Origin of the sequence: Tistrella sp. (assembly GCF_002684955.1) — a bacterium.
GTDB lineage: Bacteria > Pseudomonadota > Alphaproteobacteria > Tistrellales > Tistrellaceae > Tistrella > Tistrella mobilis.
Map to the genome: position 1 here is coordinate 101476 of NZ_NYWI01000071.1, position 26847 is coordinate 128322.

General features: G+C 66.9%; 29 protein-coding genes. 17 read left to right on the plus strand and 12 right to left on the minus strand.

Features of this window, described 5'->3' with window-relative positions:
- Positions 1 to 9: 9 nt before the first annotated feature.
- The gene (locus CMO28_RS22005) at positions 10 to 531 is read right to left on the minus strand and encodes a PaaI family thioesterase (RefSeq protein ID WP_296717075.1); all 522 of its coding nucleotides are present in this window, start codon (positions 529 to 531) and stop codon (positions 10 to 12) included.
- 97 nt (positions 532 to 628) lie between these two features.
- Here CMO28_RS22005 and CMO28_RS22010 point away from each other — a divergent pair, with 97 nt between their 5' ends.
- Positions 629 to 1060 (plus strand): MarR family winged helix-turn-helix transcriptional regulator, encoded by a 432-nt coding sequence (locus CMO28_RS22010; RefSeq protein WP_062761720.1) that lies wholly within the window; start codon positions 629 to 631, stop codon positions 1058 to 1060.
- Between the two features lie 6 nt (positions 1061 to 1066).
- On the opposite strand, the gene CMO28_RS22015 is transcribed toward CMO28_RS22010, so the two are convergent.
- Positions 1067 to 1648 (minus strand): TIGR00730 family Rossman fold protein, encoded by a 582-nt coding sequence (locus CMO28_RS22015; protein WP_014743760.1) that lies wholly within the window; start codon positions 1646 to 1648, stop codon positions 1067 to 1069.
- A gap of 324 nt (positions 1649 to 1972) precedes the next feature.
- On the opposite strand from CMO28_RS22015, the gene CMO28_RS22020 reads away from it, so the two are divergent.
- From CMO28_RS22020 to CMO28_RS22030, 3 genes are read left to right on the plus strand one after another with little or no spacing between them, the layout of a single operon-like run.
- Positions 1973 to 2962 carry a TRAP transporter substrate-binding protein gene (locus CMO28_RS22020; protein WP_296717080.1) on the plus strand — a complete coding sequence of 330 codons (990 nt, stop codon included), beginning with the start codon at positions 1973 to 1975 and terminating at the stop codon, positions 2960 to 2962.
- Positions 2963 to 2994: 32 nt separating this feature from the next.
- Positions 2995 to 3567 carry a TRAP transporter small permease gene (locus CMO28_RS22025; RefSeq protein WP_296717083.1) on the plus strand — a complete coding sequence of 191 codons (573 nt, stop codon included), beginning with the start codon at positions 2995 to 2997 and terminating at the stop codon, positions 3565 to 3567.
- Positions 3564 to 4859 (plus strand): TRAP transporter large permease, encoded by a 1296-nt coding sequence (locus CMO28_RS22030; RefSeq protein WP_296717086.1) that lies wholly within the window; start codon positions 3564 to 3566, stop codon positions 4857 to 4859. Before CMO28_RS22025 ends, CMO28_RS22030 begins: the two co-directional genes overlap by 4 nt.
- An 81-nt stretch (positions 4860 to 4940) precedes the next feature.
- On the opposite strand, the gene CMO28_RS22035 is transcribed toward CMO28_RS22030, so the two are convergent.
- Positions 4941 to 5192 carry a DUF1127 domain-containing protein gene (locus CMO28_RS22035; protein ID WP_014743764.1) on the minus strand — a complete coding sequence of 84 codons (252 nt, stop codon included), beginning with the start codon at positions 5190 to 5192 and terminating at the stop codon, positions 4941 to 4943.
- Positions 5193 to 5437: 245 nt separating this feature from the next.
- Here CMO28_RS22035 and gcvA point away from each other — a divergent pair, with 245 nt between their 5' ends.
- The 3 genes from gcvA (at position 5438) to CMO28_RS22050 (ending at position 8543) form a co-directional block, all read left to right on the plus strand.
- On the plus strand, positions 5438 to 6364 hold the full coding sequence (gene gcvA, locus CMO28_RS22040; protein WP_296717090.1) for a transcriptional regulator GcvA: 927 nt from the start codon (positions 5438 to 5440) through the stop codon (positions 6362 to 6364).
- A gap of 34 nt (positions 6365 to 6398) precedes the next feature.
- On the plus strand, positions 6399 to 7316 hold the full coding sequence (locus tag CMO28_RS22045; RefSeq protein WP_296717092.1) for a hypothetical protein: 918 nt from the start codon (positions 6399 to 6401) through the stop codon (positions 7314 to 7316).
- Between the two features lie 111 nt (positions 7317 to 7427).
- Entirely contained in the window at positions 7428 to 8543 is a 1116-nt protein-coding gene (locus CMO28_RS22050; RefSeq protein ID WP_296717095.1) for a sulfate/molybdate ABC transporter ATP-binding protein, read from the plus strand.
- Between the two features lie 40 nt (positions 8544 to 8583).
- On the opposite strand, the gene CMO28_RS22055 is transcribed toward CMO28_RS22050, so the two are convergent.
- From CMO28_RS22055 to CMO28_RS22070, 4 genes are read right to left on the minus strand one after another with little or no spacing between them, the layout of a single operon-like run.
- Positions 8584 to 9333 (minus strand): HEAT repeat domain-containing protein, encoded by a 750-nt coding sequence (locus CMO28_RS22055; RefSeq protein ID WP_296717097.1) that lies wholly within the window; start codon positions 9331 to 9333, stop codon positions 8584 to 8586.
- Positions 9330 to 9821: a MarR family winged helix-turn-helix transcriptional regulator gene (locus CMO28_RS22060; protein ID WP_296717100.1), complete on the minus strand. Its 492-nt coding sequence runs from the start codon at positions 9819 to 9821 to the stop codon at positions 9330 to 9332. The genes CMO28_RS22055 and CMO28_RS22060 overlap by 4 nt, the downstream gene beginning before the upstream one ends.
- A 42-nt stretch (positions 9822 to 9863) precedes the next feature.
- Entirely contained in the window at positions 9864 to 10814 is a 951-nt protein-coding gene (locus tag CMO28_RS22065) for an alpha/beta fold hydrolase (RefSeq protein ID WP_296717103.1), read from the minus strand.
- Positions 10814 to 12331, minus strand: coding sequence for a flavin-containing monooxygenase (locus CMO28_RS22070; protein ID WP_296717108.1), 1518 nt, complete (start codon positions 12329 to 12331; stop codon positions 10814 to 10816). Before CMO28_RS22070 ends, CMO28_RS22065 begins: the two co-directional genes overlap by 1 nt.
- A gap of 161 nt (positions 12332 to 12492) precedes the next feature.
- Between CMO28_RS22070 and CMO28_RS22075 the strand changes: the two genes are divergently transcribed.
- Positions 12493 to 13164, plus strand: a complete 672-nt coding sequence (locus CMO28_RS22075) for a TetR/AcrR family transcriptional regulator (protein WP_296717109.1) — start codon at positions 12493 to 12495, stop codon at positions 13162 to 13164.
- Here the strand turns inward: CMO28_RS22075 and CMO28_RS22080 are convergent.
- The 4 genes from CMO28_RS22080 to CMO28_RS22095 form a co-directional block, all read right to left on the minus strand.
- On the minus strand, positions 13161 to 13589 hold the full coding sequence (locus CMO28_RS22080) for a YbaN family protein (protein ID WP_296717112.1): 429 nt from the start codon (positions 13587 to 13589) through the stop codon (positions 13161 to 13163). The two genes, CMO28_RS22075 and CMO28_RS22080, sit on opposite strands and share 4 nt — an antisense overlap.
- A 207-nt stretch (positions 13590 to 13796) precedes the next feature.
- Positions 13797 to 15299 carry a catalase gene (locus CMO28_RS22085; RefSeq protein WP_296717118.1) on the minus strand — a complete coding sequence of 501 codons (1503 nt, stop codon included), beginning with the start codon at positions 15297 to 15299 and terminating at the stop codon, positions 13797 to 13799.
- A gap of 125 nt (positions 15300 to 15424) precedes the next feature.
- Positions 15425 to 16396, minus strand: a complete 972-nt coding sequence (gene dmeF, locus CMO28_RS22090; protein ID WP_296717121.1) for a CDF family Co(II)/Ni(II) efflux transporter DmeF — start codon at positions 16394 to 16396, stop codon at positions 15425 to 15427.
- 82 nt (positions 16397 to 16478) lie between these two features.
- On the minus strand, positions 16479 to 17396 hold the full coding sequence (locus tag CMO28_RS22095) for a LysR substrate-binding domain-containing protein (protein WP_296717123.1): 918 nt from the start codon (positions 17394 to 17396) through the stop codon (positions 16479 to 16481).
- Positions 17397 to 17529: 133 nt separating this feature from the next.
- Between CMO28_RS22095 and CMO28_RS22100 the strand changes: the two genes are divergently transcribed.
- The 5 genes from CMO28_RS22100 to CMO28_RS22120 all read left to right on the plus strand — a co-directional run bounded on the left by CMO28_RS22100 (position 17530) and on the right by CMO28_RS22120 (position 21472).
- Positions 17530 to 17886 (plus strand): hypothetical protein, encoded by a 357-nt coding sequence (locus CMO28_RS22100; RefSeq protein WP_296717125.1) that lies wholly within the window; start codon positions 17530 to 17532, stop codon positions 17884 to 17886.
- 124 nt (positions 17887 to 18010) lie between these two features.
- Positions 18011 to 19534 carry a proline--tRNA ligase gene (gene proS, locus CMO28_RS22105; protein WP_296717128.1) on the plus strand — a complete coding sequence of 508 codons (1524 nt, stop codon included), beginning with the start codon at positions 18011 to 18013 and terminating at the stop codon, positions 19532 to 19534.
- A gap of 209 nt (positions 19535 to 19743) precedes the next feature.
- Positions 19744 to 20199 (plus strand): PAS domain-containing protein, encoded by a 456-nt coding sequence (locus CMO28_RS22110; protein ID WP_296717130.1) that lies wholly within the window; start codon positions 19744 to 19746, stop codon positions 20197 to 20199.
- Positions 20200 to 20346: 147 nt separating this feature from the next.
- Positions 20347 to 20772, plus strand: coding sequence for a DUF983 domain-containing protein (locus CMO28_RS22115; protein ID WP_296717132.1), 426 nt, complete (start codon positions 20347 to 20349; stop codon positions 20770 to 20772).
- A 253-nt stretch (positions 20773 to 21025) separates the two neighbouring features.
- Positions 21026 to 21472 (plus strand): MarR family winged helix-turn-helix transcriptional regulator, encoded by a 447-nt coding sequence (locus CMO28_RS22120; RefSeq protein ID WP_062761698.1) that lies wholly within the window; start codon positions 21026 to 21028, stop codon positions 21470 to 21472.
- A gap of 10 nt (positions 21473 to 21482) precedes the next feature.
- Here the strand turns inward: CMO28_RS22120 and CMO28_RS22125 are convergent, their stop codons facing one another.
- Positions 21483 to 22199: a GntR family transcriptional regulator gene (locus tag CMO28_RS22125; protein ID WP_082828230.1), complete on the minus strand. Its 717-nt coding sequence runs from the start codon at positions 22197 to 22199 to the stop codon at positions 21483 to 21485.
- Between the two features lie 228 nt (positions 22200 to 22427).
- On the opposite strand from CMO28_RS22125, the gene CMO28_RS22130 reads away from it, so the two are divergent.
- From CMO28_RS22130 to CMO28_RS22145, 4 genes are all read left to right on the plus strand, one after another.
- Entirely contained in the window at positions 22428 to 23207 is a 780-nt protein-coding gene (locus CMO28_RS22130) for a class II aldolase/adducin family protein (protein ID WP_296717138.1), read from the plus strand.
- Between the two features lie 146 nt (positions 23208 to 23353).
- Positions 23354 to 24901, plus strand: coding sequence for an ABC transporter substrate-binding protein (locus CMO28_RS22135; protein WP_296717141.1), 1548 nt, complete (start codon positions 23354 to 23356; stop codon positions 24899 to 24901).
- 121 nt (positions 24902 to 25022) lie between these two features.
- Positions 25023 to 26000, plus strand: a complete 978-nt coding sequence (locus CMO28_RS22140) for an ABC transporter permease (RefSeq protein ID WP_296717144.1) — start codon at positions 25023 to 25025, stop codon at positions 25998 to 26000.
- Positions 25997 to 26836 (plus strand): ABC transporter permease, encoded by an 840-nt coding sequence (locus CMO28_RS22145; protein ID WP_014743791.1) that lies wholly within the window; start codon positions 25997 to 25999, stop codon positions 26834 to 26836. The genes CMO28_RS22140 and CMO28_RS22145 overlap by 4 nt, the downstream gene beginning before the upstream one ends.
- Positions 26837 to 26847 lie beyond the last annotated feature (11 nt).

Here is a 26847-nt window from a genome sequence, read left to right on the forward strand (position 1 = left end):
GGGCGGGAATCAGCCCCCCCGGCGTGACAGGGGGAAGATGGCACAGGTGGTCGTGCCGTGTGCATACAGCTTGCCGGCCTCGTCGGTGAGCGTCGCCTCGGCGGTCGCAAAGCTGCGGCCGACATGGATGACCTTGCCCTCGGCTCGCATCCGGCCGGTCGCCGTGGTCACCGGGCGCAGATAGTTCACCTTGATCTCGACCGTGGTATAGGCCGATCCGGCGGCGAGGGTACTGTGCACGGCGCAGCCGAGCGCGCTGTCGAGCATCGCCGCGATCCAGCCGCCATGGACGGTGCCGATCGGGTTGTAATGGTCGAAGAGCGGGGTGCCGGCAAAGATCACCCGGCCGTGCTCCACCGTTTCGGGATCGAAGTTGAGCGTGGCGCCGATCGGCGGGCGGGGCAGGTCACCCGCGGCGAGGCGCTGCAGCATTTCGAGCCCCGAAATATCGGCGATTTCTTCGAGGCTGGCGACGCCGATGCCCCGCCCCTCGGTCGCTTCGGTTGCCGCGGCGTTGATCTCGCTCGTCATGGACGGAACTCCCGGTGCGGCTTGTGCCCATAAATACGTGTATATACACTCTTATGCTGCAGACTAATGCGGTGCAGCATAGACGGCAAGGGGAGAGATGATGACGGGCGGGACGGATCTTCCCTGCACCTGTCTGCGGCTGCGGCAGGCGGCGCGGCAGGTCACGCGGCTTTACGACCGGCGGCTGGAGCCGGCGGGGCTCCGCATCACCCAGTTTCCGGTTCTGGCCCTGCTCAGGGCCGACGGGCCGGCGCCGCTCGGCCAGCTGGCCGAGCGTCTGGTGACGGACCGGACCACGCTCACCCGCAATCTGAGGCCGATGGAACAGGCCGGGCTGATCGAAACCCGGGCAGACCCGGAAGATCGCCGTCGTCGCCTGCTGGTCATCACGGAACAGGGTAGGGCGGTGCTGCGCCGGGCGGCACCGCTGTGGCGGGCCGCCCAGGACGAGCTTGCGACGTTGCTGGGGCCGGAGCTGCGCGGCCGGCTGATGGGCGATCTGGACGAGGTGATCACCCGGATCGATTGAGGCGGCTCAGCGCTCTTCGATCTCGATCCATTTGTGCTCGACCTTCGGGCGATAGGCCGCGAAGCGTTCGATCAGCCGGGCCGGGTCGGTGTCGACCAGCAGGATGTCCAGATGCTGCGGCTTCATGAAGCCGCGCTGGGCGACATGGTGCAGAAAGCCGAGCAGCGGCTGATAGAAGCCGTCGACATCCAGCAGCCCCACCGGCTTGGCATGGCTGCCGAGCTGGGCCCAGGTCCAGACCTCGAACAGTTCTTCGAAGGTGCCGATGCCGCCGGGCAGGGCGATGAAGCCGTCGGCGAGATCGGCCATCATCGCCTTGCGTTCATGCATCGAGCCCACCACGCGGAGGTCGGTGATGTTGCGATGCCCGACTTCGCGGTCCTCCAGCGATTTGGGGATCACGCCGATCACCTCGCCGCCTGCCGCCATGGTGGCGTCGGCCACCTGGCCCATCAGGCCGACCCGGCCGCCACCATAGACAAGGCCCAGCTGCCGCCGGGCCAGCTCGCGGCCCAGCTGTCGTGCTGCCTCGGTAAAGGCGGGGGTATCGCCGGGGTTGGAGCCGCAGAAGACGCAGAGCCGGTTCATTCTCTCTCCTCGGTATCAGGCCTGCGGCGGGGCGCGGGCCGTCTTCCATTCATCGGGCCTGTCCCGATATGCGAAACAAATCGCCCGAAATCGCGTTTCGACGAGAGGTTGACCGATTTTCCATTCCGGCCGATCGCTCAGGTCGTGCTACATCGGGCATGTGGGGATGATAACATCCCGTCATCAAGGCGTCGTGACGGTCCGGGAAAAACAACGGCCATGCCTGGGGATCGATCCCCGGCCAGAGCCTCCGGGGGACGAGGGTCCGGACCGCATGCCAGCGCCTGAGGAGCCGTTGATCAGGTCCAGGGGAGGAACCGATCCATGCGCATTTTCGCGTCGCTCGCCGTCGTGGCGGGCCTGCTGGCCGGTGGCAGTGCCATGGCCGCCGATCCGATCGTCATCAAGTTCAGCCATGTCGTGGCCGACTCCACGCCCAAGGGCCAGGGCGCCCTGATGTTCCAGAAGCTCGTCGCCGAGCGGCTGGGCGACAAGGTGAAGGTCGAGGTCTATCCCAATTCGCAGCTCTTCGGCGACGGCAAGGAGATGGAGGCCCTGGCGCTGGGCGATGTCCAGCTGATCGCGCCGTCGCTGTCGAAATTCGATCGCTATACCAAGAAGCTTCAGGTCTTCGACCTTCCCTTCCTGTTCGACGACATCGCCGCCGTGGACCGCTTCCAGGCGAGCGATATCGGCCACAGCCTGCTGCGCTCGATGGAGAAGAAGGGCTTCATCGGCCTCGGCTACTGGCATAACGGCATGAAGCAGTTGTCGGCCAACAAGCCGCTGCGCATGCCTGAAGATGCCAAGGGCCTGAAGTTCCGCATCCAGGCCTCAGACGTGCTGCTGGCGCAGTTCGAAGCGCTGGGTGCCAACCCGCAGAAGATGGCCTTCTCGGAGGTCTATCAGGCGCTGCAGACCGGCGCGATCGATGGCGCCGAGAACCCGTACTCGAACCTCTACAGCCAGAAGTTCTTCGAGGTACAGAAGTACATCACCGAGAGCAATCACGGCGTGCTCGACTATATGGTGGTGACCAACACCGAATTCTGGAACGGCCTGCCCGACGATGTCCGTGCCGAGCTTGAGAAGATCATGGGCGAGGTGACGACGGCCGTGAATAAGATGGCCAACGACATCAACGAGCGCGACAAGAAGCGGATCGCCGAAAGCGGCTCGTCCGAGATCCTGACCCTGACCAAGGATCAGGTGTCGGCATGGCGCAAGGCCATGGCGCCGGTCTGGACCAAGTTCGAAGGTGAGATCGGCAAGGACGTGATCGACGCGGCCCAGGCGTCGAACGGCGCCAGCTGAGCGGCCGCGACCCCGTTCACGGGATCAGCAAGATGATCGCCCGCATCTGGGGACGGCTGGAGGAAGGCGCGATCGCCTTCCTCCTGGCTGCCATGACGCTGCTCACCTTCGTCCAGGTGGTGCTGCGCTACGTGTTCAACAGCGGCCTGGTCTGGGCGCTTGAGGCGACGTTCTATCTCTTCGCCTGGCTGATCATGATCGGCATCTCGTACTGCGTGCGGGTTCATGCCCATATCGGCATCGATCTGGTGGTGAAGATGATGCCGGCCGCCCCCCGCAAGGTGGTGGGGCTGGTGGCGGTCGCCCTGGCGCTGCTCTATGCCGGGCTGATGTTCTGGGGATCCTGGAACTACACCGACCGCATGATGATGCTCGGCATCGAGGCAGAGGACATCCCCGTCGAACGCTGGATGCTGTCGATCATCCTGCCGGTGGGGTTTGCCCTGCTGGGCCTCAGGCTGATCGAACAGGGCTGGGCGATCCTGACCGGGCGGGCCGACGGCTTTCAGCTGGCCGACGAGGCGGCCGAGGCGATGGCGCTTGACCAGCGGGGCAAGGACGACCCGACCGACGACGCATCTGCACGGGGAGGGCGGGGCCGGTGACCACACTCTTTCTGTTCGTGGCGCTTTTCGTCTTCCTGATCATCGGCATGCCGATCGCGATCTCGCTCGGCCTGTCCAGCCTGCTCACCATCCTGCTGTTCGCCAATGACAGCATGGCCTCGCTGGCGCTGAAGTTTTTCCAGACCGCCGAACTCTACACCCTGCTCGCCATCCCGTTCTTCGTGCTGGCCGGCGCCTTCATGACGACCGGCGGCGTGGCGCGGCGGATGATCGCCTTCGCCAATGCCTGCGTCGGGCACATGTATGGCGGCCTTGCCATCGCTTCGGTGGTGGCCTGCATGCTGTTCGCAGCGGTCTCAGGCTCGTCCCCCGCGACCGTGGTGGCGGTGGGCTCGATCGTGATCGCGGGCATGGTCCGCGCGGGCTATACCCAGACCTTTGCGGCCGGTGTGGTCTGCAATGCCGGCACGCTCGGCATCCTGATCCCGCCCTCGCTGGTGATGGTGGTCTATGCGGCGGCGACCGAAAGCTCGGTCGGCCGGCTGTTCATGGCGGGTGTGATCCCCGGGGCCCTGCTCGGGCTGATGCTCGCCACCGCGATCTACATCTCTGCACGCGTGAACAGGATTCCGCGCCAGCCCAGAGCGCCGCTGGCCGAGGTGATCCGAACCGGCCGTAACGCGCTCTGGGGCCTGCTGCTGATCGTGATCATCATGGGCGGCATCTATGGCGGCATCTTCACCCCCACCGAAGCCGCTGCGGTGTCGGCGGTCTATGCGGCGGTGGTGGCGCTGTTCGTCTATCGCGACCTGAAGTTCACCGATGTGCCGCATGTGCTGGTCGATGCGGCGAAGGTCACGGTGATGCTGCTGTTCATCATCGCCAATGCCTTCCTCTTCGCCCATGTGCTGACCACCGAGCAGATCCCGCAGTCGATCGCCCGCGGCATCACCGAAGCCGGGCTGGCGCCCTGGCAGTTCCTGCTGGTGGTCAACATCATCCTGCTGGTCGCCGGCAACTTCATGGAGCCCTCGGCGATCATCCTGATCCTGGCGCCTATCCTGTTCCCGATCGCCACCGGTCTCGGGATCGACCCGATCCATTTCGGCATCATCATGGTGGTGAACATGGAGATCGGCATGGTCACGCCACCGGTCGGGCTCAACCTGTTCGTGACATCGGGTATCACCGGCATGCCGGTGTTGAGCGTGGTGAAGGCCGCATGGCCCTGGCTGATGATCCTGATCACCTTCCTGATCATCATCACCTATGTGCCGGAAATCTCGCTCTGGCTGCCCAACACCCTGTTCGGCAACGCCATGGTCGGCTGATGGCGTGCAGGGCCTGAAACGGGAATGGCCGCTGCTCCGGTCGGGAGCCGCGGCCATTTTTCGCGGGGGCGGATGTGGGGGTCAGGCGCGCCAGAAGGGCTTGTTCGCCTCACGCGATGCATCGATCGGGTCGATGTCCAGATCGCGCAGCAGATGTGCATCGAGTGTCGCCAGGCAGCGGCGTTGCCGGTGGCGCTCGGCCCAGAGGCCGAGGGTTGCGATCATCCGCTCGAGCACGCCGTGAACCGGCTTCACGGCAGCCTGGGCGCGAACGGGGGGCAGTCCGGCTCCCGCGCAGGCGTCGGCGCGGTGCCGCAGGGTCACGACGGTCATCTTCGTCATCTCCGGCTGGAAGGGAGCCGCCGGAAGGGGGGGAGGGGGATGAGGGACGGCTCCGGCGGTGACTGCATCTTCCGCCCTTGGCCGATTGCGGGCAAACGAGGCTTTCTCGTACACTCCCTTAGGAAAACTATTCGTGGGTCACGAAGGGCGGCGACGGGCACGATGAAGGCCTGCCCGTCCTCCACCCCCGCCGGGCCGCTCCGCCGTGCCGACGGGATGCCCGGTCCGGACATGTCATGCCGCGCAAATTGCCGCCCCTGAACGGTCTGCGTGCCTTCGAAGCCGCCGCCCGTCATTCCAGTTTTGCCCGTGCGGCGGAAGAGCTGCACGTCACGCCGGCCGCCGTCAGCCATCAGATCAAGGGGCTGGAGGCCTGGCTCGGCGTCACCCTGTTCCGCCGCCTGCCCAATGGTCTGCTGCTGACCGCGGCGGGGCGCGCCTATCTGCCGGGGCTGACCGACGGCTTCGACCGCATCGCCAGGTCCACCGCCGAACTGCGCGGCCGGGATCTGGGCGGGCGGCTGACCGTGAGTGTGCTCTCGTCCTTCGCCGGTCTCTGGCTCGCCCCCCGGCTCGGCCGGTTCCGCGAGGCCTATCCGGATATCGAGCTGTTCCTGCGCGCCGAGACCCGGCTGGTGGATTTCGATCGCGACACGGTCGACCTCGCCATCCGCTATGTCACGGCGATCGACGGCGGGCTGGTTTCCGAGCGGCTGATGGAGGAAACGCTCGGGCCGGTGATGAGCCCGGCGCTGCTGGAACGGCTGGGGCCGGTGACGGAACCCGCGGCCCTGCTCGATCTGCCGCTGATCCACGATGCCGATGTGACGGGCGGCGAGGTCGCCGTCTCCTGGCGGAGCTTCTTCGCAACCGCGGGGATTGATCCGCCTCAGGATCTGGACCGGCAGATGCGGATCAACGATACCGGCGTGGCGGTGGCTGCGGCCGTCGCCGGGCAGGGCGTGATCATGGGGCGCAGCGCGCTCATCGCCGATCACCTGGCCGCGGGGCGGCTGGTGCGGCCACTTTCGATTCAGATCCAGGCCGCACAGGCCTATCATCTGGTGTCGACCGAGACCGGCTGGAACGATCCGCGGGTCCTGGCCTTCACCGACTGGCTGCGGCAGGAAGCGCTGACGGGCCAGCCATCCAGGCGGGAGTGAGTGGTCCTCCCGCGATCCAGGAGTATCCGACGCCATGGGCATCCGCAGCACACTCGCCGCCGGTCTGATCGCCGGTCTGGCGTGGTCGGTTCCCGCCTCTGCGTCGTCCGGGACGGCATCGGCGCCTTTCGACCCGGCCATGGTCCATCCTGCCTGTTTCGACAGCCTGGTCTCGCAGGCCTATACCGGAGAGACGGCGCTTGAACGCCTGCCGCTGGCCGGCTGCCCCGGGAGCGAGATCGCGCCGGAGCCGCGCCAGGACATGATGGTGATGGTCCGCCCGCCGGCCGAGCCCGAGGGCAACAATCCCGGCGGCTGGTCGCGGGGCTGGGTGGGCAGCCGCCTGGTCGGCCGTTTCGATGGCGATCGGCTGGTCTACGAGCTGGTCGAGAATGGTGGCGGTACGGGGGTGTTCTCGATGCTGCTGTCCGGGCGGCTTGCCGCGGCGGAAGGCGTGCCGGTGCTGGAGGATCTGGTTCTGGCACCGGCGGGGGACCGCTGCAACGGGGGCATCCATACCGCAACCCGCGTCGACGGCAGGGCGCTGGACGTGGCCCAGTGGGCGACCCCTTACGATCTGGTCTCGCTGATCCTGGGCCTGGCGCCGGATGATGCGCCCGACGGCGTGCCCGCGGCCCTGGGCAAGGCCGCCGAAGACCTGCCTTTTTGCGCCGCCTGCTGTGCCGGTACCGTGCTGCTTCGCCTCGACGCCGCCACGCTCGCCCCCCATGGCGGTGCCGCCGATGCGCCGCCGCTGCCGGGAGAGGTGGTGACGGTCACCGCCGACGGGCTTGGGGAATACGACGACCCGGCCAGCACCTGTCTTGCCCGAACCCTGATCCCTGATGGGACGAGCGACCCGCAGGCGGAGCTGTCCCTGCCCCTGGAGCGCCTGCCGGGCCTGAAAGCGGCGCTGCTGTCCTGCACGGCGGGGAAATCACACAAAAAATGACGTATATAAAAGATCGCATCGCCGATATGCGACGTATGCGACTGTAAAATAATTTGACTCTCGCCCTTTCCCCACGGACAATTCGGTTCGTGGTGGAAAAGGACACGCACGATGATCGAGATCAAGGGCCTCTCCAAGCGGTTCAGCGGCTATGACGCGCTGGTCGATGTCGACCTGAACATCCGCGATGGTGAACTTGTGGCACTGCTCGGGCCGTCGGGGTCGGGCAAGACCACCCTTCTGCGCATCATTGCCGGGCTGGAGACCGCCGACCGTGGCGCGATCCGCTTCGGCGGCGAGGATGCGGGCCGCCTGGGCGCGCGCGAGCGCCGGGTGGGCTTCGTTTTCCAGCACTACGCGCTGTTCCGGCATATGACCGTCTTCGACAACGTCGCCTTCGGCCTGACGGTGCGGCCGCGTGCCAGCCGCCCGGGGCGGGCGGAGATTGCCGAGCGGGTCTCGTCGCTGCTGCGGATGGTGCAGCTGGAAAGCCTGGCGGACCGTTTCCCCAACCAGCTGTCGGGCGGCCAGCGGCAGCGCGTGGCGCTGGCGCGTGCGCTCGCCATCGAACCCCGGGTCCTGCTGCTCGACGAGCCCTTCGGCGCGCTCGACGCCAAGGTCCGCAAGGAACTGCGCCGCTGGCTGCGCCGTCTGCACGACGATCTGGGCCTGACCGGTGTTTTCGTGACCCACGACCAGGAAGAGGCGCTGGAAGTCGCCGACCGGGTGGTGGTGATGTCCCAGGGCCGGATCGAACAGATCGGCACCCCGGCCGAGGTCTATGACCGGCCGGCGACGGCCTTCGTCTATCAGTTCTTCGGTAACGTCAACAAGCTGCCGGTGACGGTTGATGCAGGGCGTCTGAAGGTCGCAGGCGTCAGCGGAGCCGGCACGGCGGGGCTGCCGCTGCCGGCGGGGCTGGAGGCGACCCGCGCCGAACAGGGTACGCTTTATGTCCGGCCGCATGATCTGGCGGTGCTGCCGGCGGGCGCCACCGATGCGCTGCCGGCGACCGTGCGCCATCTGGTGGCTTTCGGCGCTTCGGTGCGCATCGAACTCGATGTGCCCGGGCTGGATCTGGTCGAGGCCGAACTGCCGCGCGAGGAAGCCGACGCGCTCGGCCTCGCCAATGGCCGGACGGTCGCGCTCCGGGTCAAGCGGGGGCGGTTGTTTTTCGACGACGATACCGGCTGGGATGTCGGTCTGACCGAGCCGGTTGCCGCCTGACCCGCGTCACACCCTCACTCGCGTCACGGCCTGGCCCCCGTCACGCCCGGATCGAGCGCAGCCCCCGCCGGCAGATCCTGGCCGTGGCAGGGCAGGGGCTTTCAGTCTGCCAGCGGCCGGTGAGCGCCAGCACTGTCTCGGGCCGGTCCTTGGCGGCATCGTTCAGCCAGTTGCCGACCGAGTCCTGCACATAGGTTTCAGGGTCCGCCTTCAGCGGCTCTAGCAGGGCGAAGCCCGGGGTCGGGTCCGCCTTCAGCGGCTTCAGATGGGCACACCAGACCCCGCGTGGCCGGGTTGCCTCGCTCGCGAAGCGGCGCAGGCGCGGTGAGGCTTCTGCCGTCCAGGGCATCAGCGCCGCGATGGCGCCCGGAATATCGGCGGTGATGCGGTCGCGGATCGCAAGCCAGGCCCATTCTCTCACACCGAAATGACCGTCATCCGCGAAGGGGCGGATGGCGTCGCGCCAGAGGTCGTGATCTGCGGGGGCAGTCCGGCCCACGGCGAAACAGGCCCAGCCGCGCACGGTATCCGATGGGTGATCGGCCAGGTGCCGGATCACCTCGGGGCCATAGCGGCCGATGATCAGCTCCGCCGCCAGCGCCATGCGCCGCGAGATGCCGAGTGCCGCCGCCGCATCCATCGCCTGCAGCACCTGACCACCGGCATCGGGGAAGACCGACCGCATCAGGATCGCGAAATCGACCGCAAGGCATTCGGCAAGGGTCGTGGCGGCAACCTCTCCGGCATTCAGCGCGGCATGGCGGTCGGGGGAAAGGGCCGTCGGCTTCATGATCCGTCCTCGCTGGCAAGACCTGCTCTCAACTTGCCGAGCAGCCTGACGAGGTCTGCCTGCTCTTCCGCCGAAAGCCCCGCCGTCAGTCCGGCGATCCAGCCGGCATGCTCCTGGAACGCCCTGGCCGTCACCGCTTCGCCGGATGTCGTCAGCATCACCCTGACCCGTCTGCGGTCCTCGGGATCGGCCGTGCGCCGGACAAGACCGTCGCGTTCCAGCCCGTCGAGCAGACCGGTGATCGTGCCACGGGTCACGCCGGCCCGATCGGCCAGGACATGCGGTGCCAGCCCGTCCGTCCGGTCGCGGAGCAGGAAGAGCAGCACGAACCTGCCTTCCGAGAGGCCATGACTGCCGAGCCGGATGGCGCAATCGCGATCGATGGCCCGAGCCGTCGACAGCAGCTCCATGCAGGTCCGGAGCCCGTTGAGCCCGGTGAGGCCCCGCCGTTGAGCCTCGTCGAGCAAAGCCTGATATTTGATGTCCATTTTTTCCATAAGGCGCCATATAGTATGGTGACTTATGGAGAGTCAAGTCCGCAGTGTCGCGTTGCGGATCAGGGCCTCGACTGCATCCGGCGCCGTCACCGGCAGCATGTGTCCGCCGTCGATCAGTGTCAGCTGCAGCGCCGGCAGCTTTGTCTGCAGGGCCTGGCCGTGGGCGCGCCAGTCCAGGATCCGGTCGCCGCGGGCGAAGATCATGTGGACGGGCAGGGCGATGTCGGGATAGCGGGCAGCCATGACGGGCAGGTCGTCATTGGCCGCCACCATGTCGATCGAGGCCGAGCGGAAGGCCTTGGGCCTGAGGCCGAGCAGGCCGCCGCCGGCGATCGCGAAATCCGCGGGAACCGGATCGGGGCCGAACACCTCGTCCAGCACCTTGCGGCCGCGGAGGAAGGACATCGGCGTCGCCATCGTCCAGGCGACCAGCCGACGGGCGATATCCGAGCGGATCGCCAGCCCCTTGAAGATGTCGGGGGGCGTCTCCTGCGGGTGGGTGAGAGCGGCGATCAGCGCCACACCCGAAATCGTCTCCGGATGATCCAGCGCCACGCCCAGCGCGATCGCGCCGCCGAGCGAATGGCCGACCAGCAGCGGCGGGTGCGGCAGCTTCAGCGCCCGGATGAAATCCGCGATCACGCCGGCCTGGGCCAGCACATTGGCGGGCGCGTCGTCGGGGCGGGTGGAATGGCCGGAGCCTGGCCGGTCGACCAGGATCACCCGGTGATCGGTCCGGAGCCGGCCGAGCAGGCTGTGGGTGAAGTGATGCATCTGGCCGCCGAGGCCATGGACCATCACCACCGCCGGCCGGTCGTCGTCCGGGCCGGTGCCGTCGTCCAGATAGTGCAGGCGATTGCCCCGGACGTCCATGAACCGGCCGCGCGGCGGCAGCGCCTTCTCCACCCGGCTGGCCGTCCAGCCGGTGAACAGGGCGAGCCCGCCGCCGGTGGCACCCAGCGCGATGATCGCTTCCAGAAGCATCAGCCTGCACCTCCCGCATCTCTGCGCCGCCCGAAGGCAAGGTTGTCGTCGACCACCGAACCGTAGCGCAGTGCGGCCATATCGAGGAGATAGTTCTGATTGAGCCGCCAGGGCTTGCGGTCGCCCTGACGGGGGAGGTCGGCTGCGGCCCGGCGGACATAGCCCGAGGCAAGGTCGATCGCCGGCCGGGTGGCGAGGTCGGGCTCGGGCGGGCGGGGCATGAACCAGTCCGCCCCCTTGGCGTCCATGCGGCGGATCAGACGGCAGAGGTGCTGCGCGGTCAGCTCGCATTTCAGCGTCCAGGAGGCGTTGGTGTAGCCGAGGGCCAGAGCGAAATTGGGCACGCCGCTCAGCATCATGCCCTTGTACGACGTCGTCTCGCCCACCCGCACCGGCCGGCCGTCGACCGAGAGGGTGATATGGGCGAGCAGCTTCATCCGAAGGCCGGTGGCTGCGACCACGATGTCGGCCGCCAGCTCTTCCCCCGAAGTAAGGCGAAGGCCGGTTTCGGTGAAGCGCTCGATGCTGTCGGTGACGACCGAGGCGGTGCCGGCCCGGATCGCCCGGAACAGATCGCCGTCCGGTACCAGGCAGAGCCGCTGATCCCAGGGGTCATAGGCCGGTGTGAAGTGGCGATCCTGGTCGGGGCCAAGCTGATGGCGCACGCCGGCGAGGATCTTCGACTTCACCAGCGCCGGCTTCTTGCGGGCAAGGTTGTAGAAATAGATCGACAGCAGCACGTTCTTCCATCGGGCCGCCCGGAAGGCGAGGCGTTCCGGAAGATGTCGGCGGAGCCAGCCTGCGGCGGCATCCCGGGATGGCCGGGCGACGATATAGGTGGGGGAGCGCTGGAGCATGGTCACATGCGCAGCACTTTCTGCGAGCGCCGGTACCAGGGTGACGGCGGTGGCGCCGCTGCCGATCACCACCACCCGTTTGTCCCGATGGTCCAGATCCGCCGGCCAGTCCTGGGGATGGATGATGCGGCCGCGAAAATCCGCCATGCCCGGCCAGTCGGGCATATGGCCCGCCGCATAGTCGTAATAGCCGCTGCAGGCATAGAGCACCCGGCAGGTGAAACGGCGCGGGCGCCGCTCGGGTCCGGCCTCCACAAGCACCTGCCAGCGGGCGGTGGCACTGTCCCAGTCGGCGGAGACGACCCGGTGACCGAACAGAATCCGCCGGTCGATGCCGAATTCGGCGGCCGTGTCGCGCACATAATCGCGGATCGAGGGACCGTCGGCGAAAACCTTGTCGCCGATCCAGGGGCGAAAGCCGAAGCCCAGCGTGTACATGTCGCTGTCGGAGCGGATGCCGGGATAGCGGAACAGATCCCAGGTGCCGCCGATCGCATCGCGGGCCTCGAGGATGGCATAGTCGAGGCCGGGGCAGCGGGTCTGAAGATGGTAGCCGGCGGCGATGCCCGACAGGCCGGCGCCGATCACCAGGACGTCGACGGCGCGCAGGTCAGGGCTTGCGGTCCCGGCACTGCCGGAGCCGATCGTGGTGGTGTCCATGAACGGGTATCCTCCCTGGCGTCGCGGGCCGGGCCGGGTGTTTTCGGGCGAGGGCCCTGCCGGTCTCTCTGATCCGCGGCGATGTGCGTGTTACGCTTGCACGGAGGTCAGCCTAAGGTGTTTACCTTAGATAAGTCAACACGTGCCGCAGGAGGATCCGGATGGCGACGACGGCAGGGCGCAGGTCGGGAACGCGACAGCGGATCCTGGAGACCTGTCGGGAGCTGTTCAACCGGCGGGGGACTGCCGACATCACCACCGCCGAGATCGCGGCGGCGGTCGGCATCAACGAGGGCAACCTCTATTACCACTTCAAGCGCAAGGAGCAGATCCTCGAGACCCTGTTCGCGGCTTTCGCGGCCGAACTGCGCGAGGTGGCGGCGGCTGATCTGGCGGAGGGGGAGGCAGAGACCCGGGCCGCGCGGTATTTCCGTGGCTGGTTCGGCCTGATGTGGGAATGGCGGTTCTTCTACCGGGATGCCATGGTCGTCCGCAGGCTGGCCCCGGGCCTGCAGGCCGAACTGGAAAGGCTGGCCGATGAGGGCCAGGCGGATCTGCGCCGGGCGCTGCGGTCGATGGCGGCAAACGGGTTGATCGTGGCCGATGACGACGAACTGGAGCGGATGATGGTCAACGCCTGGATCGTCGCGACCTATTGGATCGACTATCTGCGCATGCGCCATGGCGTCGGCGACATCACCCGCCGGCATCTCGACTGGGGCGCCTGGCAGCTGATGGGCATCTTCGAGCCCTATCTCACGGCCGAGGGCCGCCGGCTGCTGGCGGCGGCAGGCGGTGTGCGTCCCGGGCCGGTTCCGGAGGTGCAGGCCTAGTCTTCCGGGCGCAGCACCAGCCAGGTGGCGACGGGGATAAGGATGGCCGCGGTTCCGGCCAGCACCATGGTCGGTGCGCCGAGCGCCCAGGAAAGGGTCAGTCCGGCCGTCATCGCGACCACGGCCGCGATCTTCGCCTTGCGCGACACGATCCCCCGCTCGCGCCAGGCGCGGATCGAGGGGCCGTAGCGGGGATGTTCCAGCAGCCGGCGGGCGAGTTCCGGATCAGCGCGCATGAAGCAGGCGACGGCCAGGATCAGGAAGATCGTGGTCGGCATCAGCGGCAAGACCGCGCCGATCGCCCCCAGCCCGACGCAGATCCAGCCGGCGATGCGCAGCAGCCGGGCGCGGGGATGCGGCGGCGCGGCTTCCCCATCGGGCGCGGCCGCCTCTGGCCCGCGCTCGTCGGCCGTGTCGCGCAACATCGGGTCCGGCTCCGTCGTCATGGGTGGAGAGTAGGCCGCACGGCCGGTCGCGGCAACAACCGGCCGTGCGACGATCTCCCGCAGGGACCGGGAGGCAGACGATCCCTGCGGGCGGCGGCGGACATCCGGGCGGGCACACGGAGGAAACCGCCGCCACCACCCCCCCCGGGGCGCAATCGGGGGGCGGGAAGGCAGGTCAGGCAGAGGTCATTCGGCTGCGTCACTGAGGCTCAGACCCAGCCGTGCGGCGACCCCGGCGCCATAGGCGGGATCGGCCTTGGCGAAATGGCCGATCTGGCGGCGCTGGATGTCTTCAGGCACCGGGGCCATGGCACCGGCGATCGCGGTCATCAGGCGGTCTTGTTCGGCCTCGCTCATCAGCCGGAACAGATCGCCGGCCTGGGTGTAATCGTCATTGCCCTCGCGATGGCTGTAGCGGTCGGCCGGGCCGTCGAGCGGCAGGGGCGGTTCGCCGGCCGCCGGATCCTCGACCGGCCCGCCGAAGCCGTTCGGCTCGTAATTGGGCTGCCGGCCACCATTGTCGTCGAAGCGCATGGCGCCGTCGCGATGGGCGGGATGCGCCTGGACGACCGGCCGGTTCACCGGCAGCTGGTCGGCATTCACCCCCACCCGATACCGATGCGCATCGCCATAGGCGAAGAGCCGGGCCTGGAGCATGCGATCGGGCGAGGCGGTGATGCCGGGCACGAGATTGCCGGGGCTGAAGATCGACTGCTCGATCTCGGCGAAATAGTTCTCAGGGTTCCGGTTCAACTCGACGACGCCGACCTCGATCAGCGGGAAATCCGCATGCGGCCAGACCTTGGTCAGGTCGAAGGGGTCATAGGGCGTCTGCCGTGCTTCGGCCTCGGTCATCACCTGGATCATCATCCGCCAGCGCGGATAGTCGCCGCGCTCGATCGCCTCGTAGAGATCCGCCTGATGGCTCTCGCGGTCGCGGCCGATGATGTCGGCCGCGACCGCATCGGTGATGTTGCGGATGCCCTGCATGGATTTCAGGTGGAACTTCACCCACACCCGCTCACCGGCGGCATTGACCAGACCGAAGGTGTGGCTGCCGAAGCCGTGCTGGTGACGATAGGTGGCCGGCAGGCCGCGATCCGAGAACAGGATCGTCACCTGGTGCAGGCTCTCCGGGCTGCGCGACCAGAAATCCCACATGGCGGTGGGGTTGCGCAGATTGGTCCGCGGGTCGCGCTTCTGGGTGTGGATGAAATCGGGGAATTTCAGCGGGTCGCGGATGAAGAAGATCGGCGTGTTGTTGCCGACCAGATCCCAGTTGCCCTCGTCGGTATAGAACTTGACCGCGAAGCCGCGCACATCGCGCTCGGCATCGGCGGCGCCGCGCTCGCCGGCCACGGTCGAGAACCGGATCAGCAGCGGGGTCTCTTTGCCCACCTCTGCGAAGATCTTCGCCTTGCTGTAGCGGGTGACGTCGTTGGTGATGGTCAGCCTGCCGAAGGCACCGGAGCCCTTGGCATGCACCACGCGCTCGGGGATACGCTCGCGGTTGAAATGCGCCAGCTTCTCGATCAGGTGGACGTCGTCGAGCGTGACCGGGCCGCGGCGGCCGGCGGTGCGGCTGTACTGGTTGCTGGCAACCGGCGCACCGGCGGCGGTGGTCAGGGTCGGTCGGGTGGTCTGATCAGCCCGGGTATTTTGGGCCGCGTCGTTCTTAGGCGTGCTCATGGGGTCTGCCTCCTCACATGCATCCGGCATCGGCTTGTCGCCATCTGCCCTCGCCTGTGATCCTGAGGTCTGCACGCCTATAGTGGAAATCGATTGTAGAAATCTATGTGATAGTTATTGACTATCTATCCATGTTCCGGACCGTCGCCCAGACAGCGATTGACCTCGATGATCGGATGATGCAGGTCGGGGCGCCCGGGCAGTCGTGCCCGATAGTCGTCGGGGCCGGCATCCCCATGCGTGACGACCGCCGCGACCAGCGTCCAGGCCTGGTGGCCGACCGACCAGAGATGCAGGTCGACCACCCTGGAATCTCCATCCGATTCGAGAGCGGCCGTGATCTCGCGCCGCATCGCTTCGGGGGCCTGCCGATCGAGCAGCACACCGGCCGATTGCCGTCCCAGATCCACCGACCATTTCAGGATCACCGCTGCGGCCAGCAATGCCGCGAGCGGGTCGGCCCAGAGCCAGCCCGTCATCCAGGCGAGACCGACGGCTGCAATGGCGGCAAGACTGGTGAGGGCATCGGCCAGCACATGCAGAAGTGCGGCCCGGGCATTGGTGTCGAGGCCGTGCCCGTGCCCGTGCCCGTGATGATGATCGTGATGATGATCATGTCCGTCATCGTGGCCATGATGATGATCAAGCCCGAGCAGCGCTGCGGAGGCGAGGTTCACGATCAGCCCGATCACCGCGACCATGATCGCGTCGCCATAGGCGATCGGTCGTGGATCGAACAGCCGCGCCACCGCTTCGCCGGCGATGACCAGGGCGGAGACGCCAAGCAGTAATGCACTGGCAAAGCCTGCAAGTTCCCCGATCTTGCCGCTGCCGAAGCTGTAGCGCCGGTCCAGGGCGCGGGCGCGGGTGAGGATGTAAGCGAGCGCGGCAAGGCCGAGTGCAAAGGCATGGGTGCCCATATGCAGCCCATCGGCCAGCAGGGCCATGGAGCCGGTCAGCCAGCCGGCCACCACTTCGGCAATCATGGTGACGATGGTCAATGCAATGACGGCATGAACCCGGCGCTCGACCGGGCGTCGCACGGTCTGTCCGAAGCCGTGGGCCGGCTGCCATTCATCGGTCGGGCGACTATGCATGGGACCTGCCCTCCGCTGATTGTCTGAAGAAGACCTCGTCCAGACCATCGGTGTTCCGCCGGCAGGGATCAAGGCCGTTCAGTCACGGCGCCACCACCTGTGTCCCGGGCGGAGCCGCCTGACGACAGACACGCGCCAGGGCGGTTGCATCGGCATCACCTGTTCCGCGCCGCCAGACAAGGCCGATCCGGCGATGGCCGGCCTCACCCTCGACCGGGCGGAAGATCATCCGCCGCTCCCCGCCCCGCTGCCAGGCATGGGCGGCGAGGGCGGGCACCAGGGTGGTGCCGAAGCCGGCGGCAACCAGCTCGCGCAGGGTCTCCAGACTGGCTGCGCGGAAGTCGTCACCGCCGGGGCTGGGGCGGGCACAGGCGGCCAATACCTGGTCGCGCAGGCAGTGACCGTCGGAAAGGACCAGCAGCCGGGCCACGGCCAGCTCGGCTTCGCTGATTGCGGGCGCCTCGTCGGGCAGGGGGCGGTCGGTGTCTGCGGGCTCGACGGCGAAGAAGCCTTCGTCGAACAGCGGCGCCGCCTGCCGGCCGCGCAGTTCGACCGGCAGGGCGACCAGGGCGGCATCCAGCCGGCCGTCGTCGAGCAGCCCCAGCAGATTGTCGGTCAGATCCTCGATCACCACCAGGTCGAGCTCGGGATGTGCCTGCTTCAGTGCCGGCAGCAGGCTCGGCAGCAGATAGGGGCCGAGGGTGGGGATCGCCCCCAGCCGGTAGGGTCCCTCCAGCGGCTTCGCCCGATGCCGGGTCAGCCGCAGGATCGCCTGCTGTTCCGCAAGCGCCCGGCGGGCATGGGTCACGATGCGCTCGCCGGCCGCCGTCAGCCGCACGCCCTTGCGGCTGCGCTCGACCAGTTCCACGCCCAGATAGTCCTCAAGCTTGCGCAGCTGGGCGCTCAGGGTGGGCTGGGCGACGCCTGCGGCCGCGGCAGCCCGACCGAAATGGCCGTGATCGGCGATGGCGACCAGATATCTGAGTTCGGTCAGGGTCATGGGGGTGGGCTGGCTCCGTGACGATCGGGACTGCCTATCGTGTCCATCCGCATTCGCCTCTACAAGTCCGGGGCGTGCTCCTGTATATAAGAGTGAAACTTAGATTCATTCCAGTAGATGGAGTGTCCCGCCCATGTCCGCCGATCGTGATCCCCGCATCGCCTCCGATCCGCGAAAACCCGCCACGGCCCGTGCTGGCCGTATCGCTGCTGGCCTGGCTGCGGCACGATCCGGCCTGCCCGCCACCATCGCGGCACTCGCGGTTGTCGTGCTGGCGGCCGTCGCCGTCACGGCCGTGCTCGACGGCGCCGAGGCAGCGGTGACGCTTGGTCTTGCCGGCTGGCTGCCGGTCGCCATTGCAGCGATTGTCGTCGGTGGTGGTGGCTCGGGACTGAAGCGGCGCATGATCCGCGGTTATGGGTTCACGGCGGTCCTGCCGCTGCTGCCGCTTGCGGTGGGCGTGGCGCTTGCCTCGCACGGCAGCTTCTGAGCCTGGAAGCTCTTGTTCTCGGCCCTGAAACGTGGATGATGCCGGCGAGTATGGGACCATGCGCTTTGTGGCGCGGTCCCCGCCGTTCAACAGCCGTCGTCCAACACACAGGGACCTCCGTCCGATGTCCAGCGCCCAGCGGAAGACCGCCATCCGTATCAGCCGTGCCGAGGATTTTCCGGCCTGGTTCCAGGAAGTGGTCAAGGAAGCCGAGATGGCCGAGCCCTCGGGCGTGCGTGGCTGCATGGTCATCCGCCCCTGGGGCTATGGCGTCTGGGAGCAGATCCAGAAGCGCTTCGATCAGCGCATCCGCGAGACCGGCCATCAGAACTGCTATTTCCCGATCTTCATCCCGCTCGACCTGATCGAGAAAGAGGCGGCCCATGTCGAGGGCTTCGCCAAGGAGATGGCGGTCGTCACCCATCACCGCCTGGTCCAGAAGGACGGCAAGCTGGTCCCCGATGGACAGCTGGAAGTGCCGCTGGTCGTCCGCCCGACCTCGGAGACCGTGATCGGCGAGGCCTTTGCCCGCTGGATCCGCAGCTATCGCGACCTGCCGCTGAAGATCAACCAGTGGGCCAATGTGGTCCGCTGGGAGATGCGGCCCCGGGTCTTTCTGCGCACCAGCGAATTCCTCTGGCAGGAAGGGCATACCGCCCATGCCACCCGCGAGGAGGCGATGGACGAGACCGCGACCATGCTCGAAGTCTATCGCGAGGTGGTCGAGGACTGGCTGGCGGTGCCGGTGATCCCGGGTGAAAAGCCCGAGAGCGAGCGCTTCCCCGGCGCGGTGGAAACCCATTGCATCGAGGCGATGATGCAGGACGGCAAGGCGCTGCAGGCTGGCACCTCGCATTTCCTGGGCCAGAACTTCTCCAAGGCCGCCAATATCCAGTTCCAGACCAAGGATGGCGGGCTCGAATTCGTTTACACCACCTCGTGGGGCGTCTCGACCCGGCTGATCGGCGCGCTGATCATGACCCATTCCGACGATGACGGCCTGCGGCTGCCCCCGGCCGTGGCGCCGGCGCAGATCGTGATCCTGCCGATCATCCGCGACGAGGCGAGCGAAGCCCAGGTGATGCCGGCGGTCGAGGCGCTGGCGAAGCGGCTGTCGGGCGAACGCTATCTGGACCTCCCGGTGCGGGTCGAGGTCGACCGTCGCGACATGAATGCCGGCGAAAAGCGCTGGTCGTGGATCAAGCGCGGCGTGCCGGTGATCCTGGAAGTGGGCCCCCGCGACGTCGCCTCGGGCTCGGTCGCGGTCACCGAGCGTACCGCCCTCGACCAGAAGAAGGCGATCCTGCCGCAGGACGAACTGGTCTCGGGCATTTCGGACCGGCTGGCTGCGATCCAGAAGCGGCTCTATGACGAGGCGGCCGCCTTCCGCGAGACCCGGATCCGCACCGACATCACCGATTACGAGGCCTTCCGCGCCTTCTTCTCGAAGGAGGGCAGCGACTTCACCGGCGGCCTCGGCTTCGTGCGGGCCCCCTGGTGCGGCACGCGGGAAAGCGAGGCGAAGCTCGACGATCTGGGTGTCACCATCCGCTGCCTGCCCTATGACCAGGGCGATGTGGCGGGCAAGGCCTGTGTGCTGACCGGCGCGCCTGCGACCGTGGAGGCCATCTTCGCCAAGTCCTACTGATCGGCGTCCTGTTCATCGGCATGGGCCTGCGGTGATCCTGCATTGCCGTAGCAATATTGCGCTGCACCAAAGCCACCCCTTCGGAAATTCCGCGAGGGGTGGCTTTTTCTTTGCGATTCGGGAAAATCCTCCGGACGGGCAGGGCGGGGGCTGCTATCGTTGCAGAAGGCCATGACCGGCCGTGCGACCGCCAGGCAGGCATCCGCAATATGGACGATTTCGCGCGTCAGTTCGAAACCGACATCCTTCGCTCGGCCTACGCCTATTGGCGTGGGCTCTGCGGCGACACCGGCATGCCCCTGCGGCGCCAGATCGATCCGCTCGATCTGCGCCGGCTGCTGCCGAACCTGTTCATCTATGACGTCGTCCGGGCGGAGGATGGCAGCTGGGACTACCGCTTCCGTCTGGTCGGGACGCGGATCTCAGAAGCCCATGGCGGCGATCATCGCGGGCGGCTGCTGCGCGACGTCCATGGCGATCAGTGGTCGCGGATCGAGGAGGATTATCACGGCGTGGTCCGCACCGGGCGGCCGAATTTCGCCCGCCGCTCTGGTTTTGCCATCAACAAGGACTACGTGACCTATGAACGCATCCTGCTGCCGGTGAGCGATGCCGGCGATCGTGTCGATGCCCTGTTCGGTGCCGCCCATTACTGGATGGGGTGATGTGGAGGCCGCGACGTCGTGTCGCGTGTCACGCGACGAAGCGTGCGCCCATATTGAGGATTGCGCATCCGTCCCGCCAGTTTCCGGGATCCCTTCCGCAGTCCCGTTCCCATCAGCGATGCGCCCCAGCCCCGAGGAGAAGAGCCCATGCCGGGCCAGAACATGTCGGGCCAGGAAGAAATGGTCTGGACCAATACAATGACAGAAGAGGCAGCCGCCGAGCCGGCGTCGCCGGGCTTCTGGCGCGCGCTTCGCCGCGGCTTCGCCCGCCGCTGCCCCCGTTGCGGCGAGGCGCCGGCTTTCGACGGCTATCTGAAGGTGCGCGATCACTGCGATCACTGCGGCGAAGCGCTGGGCAGCTACCGCGCCGACGACGCGCCGCCCTATTTCACCATCTTCCTGGTCGGCCACATCGTGGTGCCGCTGATGCTGTGGGTTGAAAAGGACTGGATGCCCGATCTCTGGGTGCATGTCCTGCTCTGGATTCCGCTCAGCCTGATCCTGACCTTCCTGTTCCTGCCCCGCATCAAGGGGGCGGTGCTGGGGGCGATGGTCCATCTGGGCATCCACTAGAACCCTCTGCCCGCGCACGTCCCAGGTTCCCGGAACGCCCGTGTCCTTTTTGAGGGGCATGGGCGTTTTTTCGTGGTCTGACCGACACTTCCGCATTCGGCGGCTTGGTAATCGGTGACGCAGGACCTATGTCTAGGTCATGGGGATGCGGTTTCCGATCAGGGATCTCCCGACAAGATCATGATCGGCCGCGGCATCCCGTCCGAATGACGTACCCATCCTCGAATTCGTCCTCGAACCAGAGGGAGGCAGGATGCAGCCCGTCGAAGAGCTTCGCTATCTGATCCTGGCGGCACAGCGCGAAGCCTACCGTCAGCTCGCCGACCGGCTGCGGCCGCTCGGCCTTACGCCCTCCCAGGCGGAGGTGCTGACGGTTTTGGCCCAGCGTGAGCCCCTGTCGCTGGTCGATCTGGGCGAGTTGCTGGTCTGCGAGACCGGCAGCCCCAGCCGGCTGGTCAATGGTCTGGTCGAACACGGCCTGGTGCGCCGGGACCGTTCCGACACCGACCGCCGGATGATCACTCTCACCCTCACCGACCGCGGCCGATCCCAGGTCCAGCGGCTGACCGATATCGATCGTCAATATCACGCCGACATGTCGCGCCGACTGAACGGCGACGACCTCGACCATGTCACCCGCGCCCTCTGGCAGCTGGTCGGTGACCGGCCGGCCGGCCGGGCCCTGCAGAAGCGGCGTTGAGCCGCCGGTCTCAACCGGGACCGAACATCGCGACGACCCTCTGCCGGGCCGTGCCGATATGATAGTCGCTCGCCTCCGCGAAACTCGTCGCGTCGCCTGACCGGAGCGCGTCGAGCAAAGGCTCGTGGGTGCGGGCGATTTCGTGCGGGTCGTCGTAAAGCCGGCCGATCATGGCAATGCCATAGCGGGTCTCGGCGGTCAGCTCGTCGAAGACCTTGAGCAGGCGGCGATTGCCGGCGAAGACGCAGATCATGCGGTGGAACTTCAGATCCTCCTCGATCTGACGGTCGCCATCACCTGCCTCGGCCAGACGATGGAGCAGCTGCACCTGGGCCGACAGGGCGGTATCCATCTCGGGCGTCAACCGGCCGGCCAGCAATCCGCCTGCATGGCGTTCCAGGCACATGCGCAGATCATAGATCTGGTCGAGATCCGCCGCATCGAAGCTGCGGACGAAAAAGCCGCGGCGCGGCACCGCGACCACCAGCCCCCGGTTCTCCAGCAGGCGGGCCGCCTCGCGCACGGGGGCGCGGCTCACCCCCAGATCGCGCGCGATGGTCGCCTCGGTCAACCGGGCGCCGGGGGCAAACCCCCCCTTCATGATCGCCTCGGTCAAGACCTGGGCGATGCGGTTGACCAGGTCGTCCTGCGCCAGCGCCGCAAGCTGCGGCGTGGCCTGGGTACCTGCGGCACTATGCGGGGGGCGTGTCGGTCCGGTTGCGGTCATATGTCACCTCTCCCTTGCGACTATGCCCGAAACATGGTCGAATGTCGATTGTCGACAATTTGCAACGCGACATTCCGCCGCCCCCGCGCCGCGTTTGCAGCCCCCACCCGTCGACCGCCCGGCTTCGTCGACTGCCCCGTCCGTCGACCGCCCCAGTCTATCGACGACTCTTTCCGCGCCCGCCGTTGCGGGGCACCGCATCCGTCATCTCCGCGCGAGGTCCGCCTGATGCAGACCGCATCCCAGCTCCACCCCACCACCGATCCCGTCGACAAGATCCGGGTCGATCTGGCCGCGGCCTATCGGCTGGTCGCCCATTTCGGCTTGGACGACAGCATCTTCACCCATATCTCGGCGCGCGTGGCCGATGCCGAGGACGGGACCGGCCGGTTCCTGATCAATCCCTACGGCCTGCGCTTCGACGAGGTGACGGCGTCGAACCTGGTGACGGTGGATCTGAACGGCCGGATCATCGACGACCCGTATGGCGCCGGCATCAATGCCGCGGGCTTCACCATCCACAGCGCCGTTCATGCCGCACGTCACGACGTGCAGTGCGTGCTGCACACCCACACCGTCGCCGGCGTCGCCGTGTCGTGCCAGGCAGAGGGGTTGCTGCCGCTGAACCAGTGGTCGCTGCAGTTCCACGACCGCATCGCCTTCCATGAATACGAAGGCATTGCGCTGGATCTGGACGAGCGCGAGCGGCTGGTGAACGATCTGGGCGACCGCAAGGTGATGATCCTGCGCAATCACGGCCTGCTGACCTGTGGCAGCACGGTCGCGGAGGCGTTCAAGCTGATGTACAATCTGGAGCGCAGCTGCAAGGCGCAGCTTGCCCTGCAGGCCTCGGGCGCGCCTGTCCATCGCCCGAGCGACGAGGTGGCGCGCAAGACCGCCGCCCAGTATTCGGGCTGGAGCGACAAGCACGGCCACAACCGGCCCGACCCGGAGTGGGAGGCCTATCTGCGCCTCCTCCGTCGGACCCAGCCCGATTTCGAGAACTGACCGACCAGAACAGGATTTCGTGCCCGGCAGGGAGGCCGGGCGCGGATTTCGTGGCCGTTCGACGACAGATCGAAACCAACGACACCAGAACGGGATGAGCCACGTCCGAAGACCGACGTAAAACCGAGACGTCAGGGGGAACAGGAATGATCAGGGGAATTCTGCTCGGCGGCGTGGCAGCGCTGTCGTGGATCTTCGCGGCCACCGCGGCACCCGTCGAGGGAGGACGGGCCAATGTGGTGATCCAGCCCGAGCCGCCGGGACTGATGCTGGGCATGATCCAGAACGGCCCGACGCAGATGGTGGCCGGCAACATCTATGAAGGCCTGCTGCGCTACGACAAATCGCTGAAGCCGATGCCGCAGCTCGCCGAGAGCTGGACCGTGTCCGGCGACGGCACGATCTACACTTTCAAGCTCCGCCAGGGTGTCACCTGGCATGACGGCAAGCCCGTCACCTCGGCCGACGTCGTCTTCTCGGTCGACAAGTTCCTGCGCGAGACCCATGCGCGCCTGCGCGCCTCGCTCGCCTATGTCGACAACATCTCGGCGCCGGACGACCACACCGTCGTCTTCAAGCTGAAGGAGCCCTTCGGCCCCTTCCTCGGCATCTTCGAGGTCGGCACCATGCCGATGGTGCCGAAGCACATCTATGAAGGCACCGACTACAAGACCAATCCCGCGAACAACACGCCCATCGGCACCGGCCCCTTCAAGTTCAAGGAATGGGTCAAGGGTTCGCATATCCTGCTGGTCAAGAACGAGAACTATTACGAGAAGGGCAAGCCCCATCTCGACGAGATCTACTGGCATGTGATCCCCGATGCGGCCTCGCGCGCCGTCGCCTTCGAAAACGGCACGGTCGACATCCTGCCGGGCGGCTCGGTCGAGAATTTCGACGTGCCGCGGCTGACCGCGATGGACAATGTCTGCGTCACCGACGAGGGCTGGGAGTTCTTCTCGCCCCTCTCATGGCTGTGGCTGAACAACCGCGAAGGCCCCACCAAGGACGTGCGCTTCCGCAAGGCGATCATGTACGCGATGGATCGCGAATTCGCGAAGGACGTGCTCTGGAACGGTCTGGGTGACGTGGCCACGGGTCCGTTCTCGTCCAAGATCCGCTTCTACTCCGACGACGTCACGCCCTATCCGCACGACCCCGAGAAGGCCAAGGCGCTGCTGAAGGAGATGGGCTATGACGGCACGCCCGTCCGCCTGCTGCCGCTGCCCTATGGCGAGACCTGGCAGCGCTGGGCGGAAGCGGTGAAGCAGAATCTGGAAGAGGTGGGCATCAAGGTCGAACTGGTCGCGACCGACGTCGCCGGCTGGAACCAGAAGGTGGCCGACTGGGATTACGACCTCGCCTTCACCTATCTCTACCAGTATGGCGACCCGGCGCTCGGCGTGTCGCGGACCTATGTCTCGACCAACATCGCCAAGGGCTCGCCCTGGAACAATGTCGAGGGCTATGTCTCGCCCGAGATCGACAAGCTGTTCCACGAGGGGGCCAGCGCCTTCTCCGACAAGAAGCGTGAGGGCGTCTACAAGGTCGTCCAGAAGAAGCTGGTCGAAGACGTGCCGGTGGCCTGGCTGCTGGAACTCGGCTTCCCGACCATCACCCGCTGCAACGTGAAGAACCTGATCACCACGGGCATCGGCGTGAACGACGGCTTCAAGGACGCCTGGATCGAGTGACCGGCGGGATGTGACGGCCGGTCGGGACCGCTCTGTCCGGGAGCGGTCCCGCCGGGCCGGCCGTCGCATCCGTCGCGTTCCTGCCATTCCCTTCCGGGCGCCCCGTCGAGGAGACCTGTCGATGGCGCTTGCACGCTTCCTGTTCGGCCGGCTGGTCAAGGCCGCCCTGGTGCTGCTTGCGGTTCTGGTGCTGAACTTCTTTCTGATCCACGCGGCGCCGGGTGATCCGGCGGCGGTCATGGCCGGCGAGGCCGGTGCCGCCGACGAGATCTTCATCCAGCAGCTGCGCGAGCGCTTCGGCCTCGATCAGCCGCTGCATGTGCAGCTGTGGATCTACCTCTCGGGCGTGGTCACGCTCGACTTCGGCTATTCCTATCGTCAGCAGATGCCGGTCCTGGATCTGATCATGGACCGCCTGCCGGCGACATTGCTGCTGACCGGCACCGCCTTCGTGATCTCGCTGATCATGGGCGTCGCGGCCGGAGCGGTTGCGGCCATGCGCCGCGGCAAGTGGTCGGACACGGCCATCACGACGGCCGCCCTGATCTTTTATGCGACACCGCTTTACTGGGTGGCGCTGATGGCCGTGCTGCTCTTTTCGGTGGAACTCGGCTGGCTGCCGGGCTTCGGCATGGAAACTGTCGGCGGCGATGCCACCGGCTTCGGCCATGTGCTCGATGTCGCCGAACACCTGATCCTGCCAGCCTTCACCCTGGGCCTGTTCTTCATGGCGGTCTACACCCGCATGACCCGTGCGTCGATGCTGGAGGTCTCGCGGCTGGATTTCGTGAAAACCGCACGTGCCAAGGGGCTGAAACCCGCCGTCATCCAGCGCCGCCACGTGCTGCGTAACGCCATTCTGCCGATCGTCACCCTGGCCGGCCTCCAGGCCGGGCAGATGGTCGGCGGTGCCATCCTCACCGAGACCGTTTTCGCCTGGCCGGACATCGGCCGGCTGATGTTCGAGGCCCTGCTGCAGCGTGACTACAACCTGCTGCTCGGCATCTTCTTCGTCTCGGCGGCGATGGTGATCCTGTTCAACCTGGTGACCGACCTGATCTACCGGGTCGCCGATCCCAGGATCGAGGTGGGGGCATGAAGAAGTTCCTCGTGCGCTTCGCGCAGAACCGCGGTGCGGTCGTCGGCATGATCATCCTGCTGGCGGTGATCGTGCTTGCGATCATCGCGCCGCTGATCTACCCGGTCTCGCCCTGGAAGATGGTGCAGCGGCCCTTCCTGCCGCCGCTCGACGTGGCGGGCCTGCCCTTCGGAACCGACACGCTGGGCCGCAATGTCGCAGCCGGCCTTGCCCATGGGGCGCGGGTCTCGCTGCTGATCGGCCTGGTCTCCACCGTGGTGGCACTGGCGATCGGCGTGCCGCTCGGGGCCGTGGCCGGCTATTACGGCGGCATCGTCGACGACGCGCTGATGCGCTTCACCGAGTTCTTCCAGACGGTGCCGAGCTTCGCGCTCGCCATCGTGCTGGTCGCGATCTTCCAGCCCAGCATCACCTCGATCGTGATCGCGATTGCGGTGGTCAGCTGGCCGCCCGTGGCACGGCTGGTGCGCGGCGAGGTGCTGTCGCTGCGCACCCGCGAATATGTCGAGGCGGCAATGCTCGCCGGCCAGTCGAACACCACGATCATCCTGAAGCAGATCCTGCCCAACACGCTGTCGCCGATCATCGTGCTGGCCTCGCTGATGGTGGCGACCGCGATCCTGCTCGAAAGCTCGCTCTCCTTCCTGGGGCTGGGTGATCCCAATGTGATGAGCTGGGGCTATATGATCGGCGCCGCCCGGACCGTGATCCGTCAGGCCTGGTGGCTGAGCTTCTTCCCCGGCGTCGCCATTCTGCTGACGGTGCTGGCGCTCAACCTGGTCGGCGAAGGCCTGAACGATGCGCTCAACCCGCGCCTTGCGCGGCAGGACGGGTGAGGGAGGCCCAG

Coding starts and splice junctions, on each gene's coding strand:
- CMO28_RS22005 (WP_296717075.1), bottom strand. CDS start 531: ATGACGAGCGAGATCAACGCCGCGGCAACCGAAGCGACCGAGGGGCGG.
- CMO28_RS22010 (WP_062761720.1), top strand. CDS start 629: ATGATGACGGGCGGGACGGATCTTCCCTGCACCTGTCTGCGGCTGCGG.
- CMO28_RS22015 (WP_014743760.1), bottom strand. CDS start 1,648: ATGAACCGGCTCTGCGTCTTCTGCGGCTCCAACCCCGGCGATACCCCC.
- CMO28_RS22020 (WP_296717080.1), top strand. CDS start 1,973: ATGCGCATTTTCGCGTCGCTCGCCGTCGTGGCGGGCCTGCTGGCCGGT.
- CMO28_RS22025 (WP_296717083.1), top strand. CDS start 2,995: ATGATCGCCCGCATCTGGGGACGGCTGGAGGAAGGCGCGATCGCCTTC.
- CMO28_RS22035 (WP_014743764.1), bottom strand. CDS start 5,192: ATGACCGTCGTGACCCTGCGGCACCGCGCCGACGCCTGCGCGGGAGCC.
- gcvA (WP_296717090.1), top strand. CDS start 5,438: ATGCCGCGCAAATTGCCGCCCCTGAACGGTCTGCGTGCCTTCGAAGCC.
- CMO28_RS22045 (WP_296717092.1), top strand. CDS start 6,399: ATGGGCATCCGCAGCACACTCGCCGCCGGTCTGATCGCCGGTCTGGCG.
- CMO28_RS22050 (WP_296717095.1), top strand. CDS start 7,428: ATGATCGAGATCAAGGGCCTCTCCAAGCGGTTCAGCGGCTATGACGCG.
- CMO28_RS22055 (WP_296717097.1), bottom strand. CDS start 9,333: ATGAAGCCGACGGCCCTTTCCCCCGACCGCCATGCCGCGCTGAATGCC.
- CMO28_RS22060 (WP_296717100.1), bottom strand. CDS start 9,821: ATGGACATCAAATATCAGGCTTTGCTCGACGAGGCTCAACGGCGGGGC.
- CMO28_RS22065 (WP_296717103.1), bottom strand. CDS start 10,814: ATGCTTCTGGAAGCGATCATCGCGCTGGGTGCCACCGGCGGCGGGCTC.
- CMO28_RS22070 (WP_296717108.1), bottom strand. CDS start 12,331: ATGGACACCACCACGATCGGCTCCGGCAGTGCCGGGACCGCAAGCCCT.
- CMO28_RS22075 (WP_296717109.1), top strand. CDS start 12,493: ATGGCGACGACGGCAGGGCGCAGGTCGGGAACGCGACAGCGGATCCTG.
- CMO28_RS22080 (WP_296717112.1), bottom strand. CDS start 13,589: ATGTTGCGCGACACGGCCGACGAGCGCGGGCCAGAGGCGGCCGCGCCC.
- CMO28_RS22085 (WP_296717118.1), bottom strand. CDS start 15,299: ATGAGCACGCCTAAGAACGACGCGGCCCAAAATACCCGGGCTGATCAG.
- dmeF (WP_296717121.1), bottom strand. CDS start 16,396: ATGCATAGTCGCCCGACCGATGAATGGCAGCCGGCCCACGGCTTCGGA.
- CMO28_RS22095 (WP_296717123.1), bottom strand. CDS start 17,396: ATGACCCTGACCGAACTCAGATATCTGGTCGCCATCGCCGATCACGGC.
- CMO28_RS22100 (WP_296717125.1), top strand. CDS start 17,530: ATGTCCGCCGATCGTGATCCCCGCATCGCCTCCGATCCGCGAAAACCC.
- proS (WP_296717128.1), top strand. CDS start 18,011: ATGTCCAGCGCCCAGCGGAAGACCGCCATCCGTATCAGCCGTGCCGAG.
- CMO28_RS22110 (WP_296717130.1), top strand. CDS start 19,744: ATGGACGATTTCGCGCGTCAGTTCGAAACCGACATCCTTCGCTCGGCC.
- CMO28_RS22115 (WP_296717132.1), top strand. CDS start 20,347: ATGCCGGGCCAGAACATGTCGGGCCAGGAAGAAATGGTCTGGACCAAT.
- CMO28_RS22120 (WP_062761698.1), top strand. CDS start 21,026: ATGCAGCCCGTCGAAGAGCTTCGCTATCTGATCCTGGCGGCACAGCGC.
- CMO28_RS22125 (WP_082828230.1), bottom strand. CDS start 22,199: ATGACCGCAACCGGACCGACACGCCCCCCGCATAGTGCCGCAGGTACC.
- CMO28_RS22130 (WP_296717138.1), top strand. CDS start 22,428: ATGCAGACCGCATCCCAGCTCCACCCCACCACCGATCCCGTCGACAAG.
- CMO28_RS22135 (WP_296717141.1), top strand. CDS start 23,354: ATGATCAGGGGAATTCTGCTCGGCGGCGTGGCAGCGCTGTCGTGGATC.
- CMO28_RS22140 (WP_296717144.1), top strand. CDS start 25,023: ATGGCGCTTGCACGCTTCCTGTTCGGCCGGCTGGTCAAGGCCGCCCTG.
- CMO28_RS22145 (WP_014743791.1), top strand. CDS start 25,997: ATGAAGAAGTTCCTCGTGCGCTTCGCGCAGAACCGCGGTGCGGTCGTC.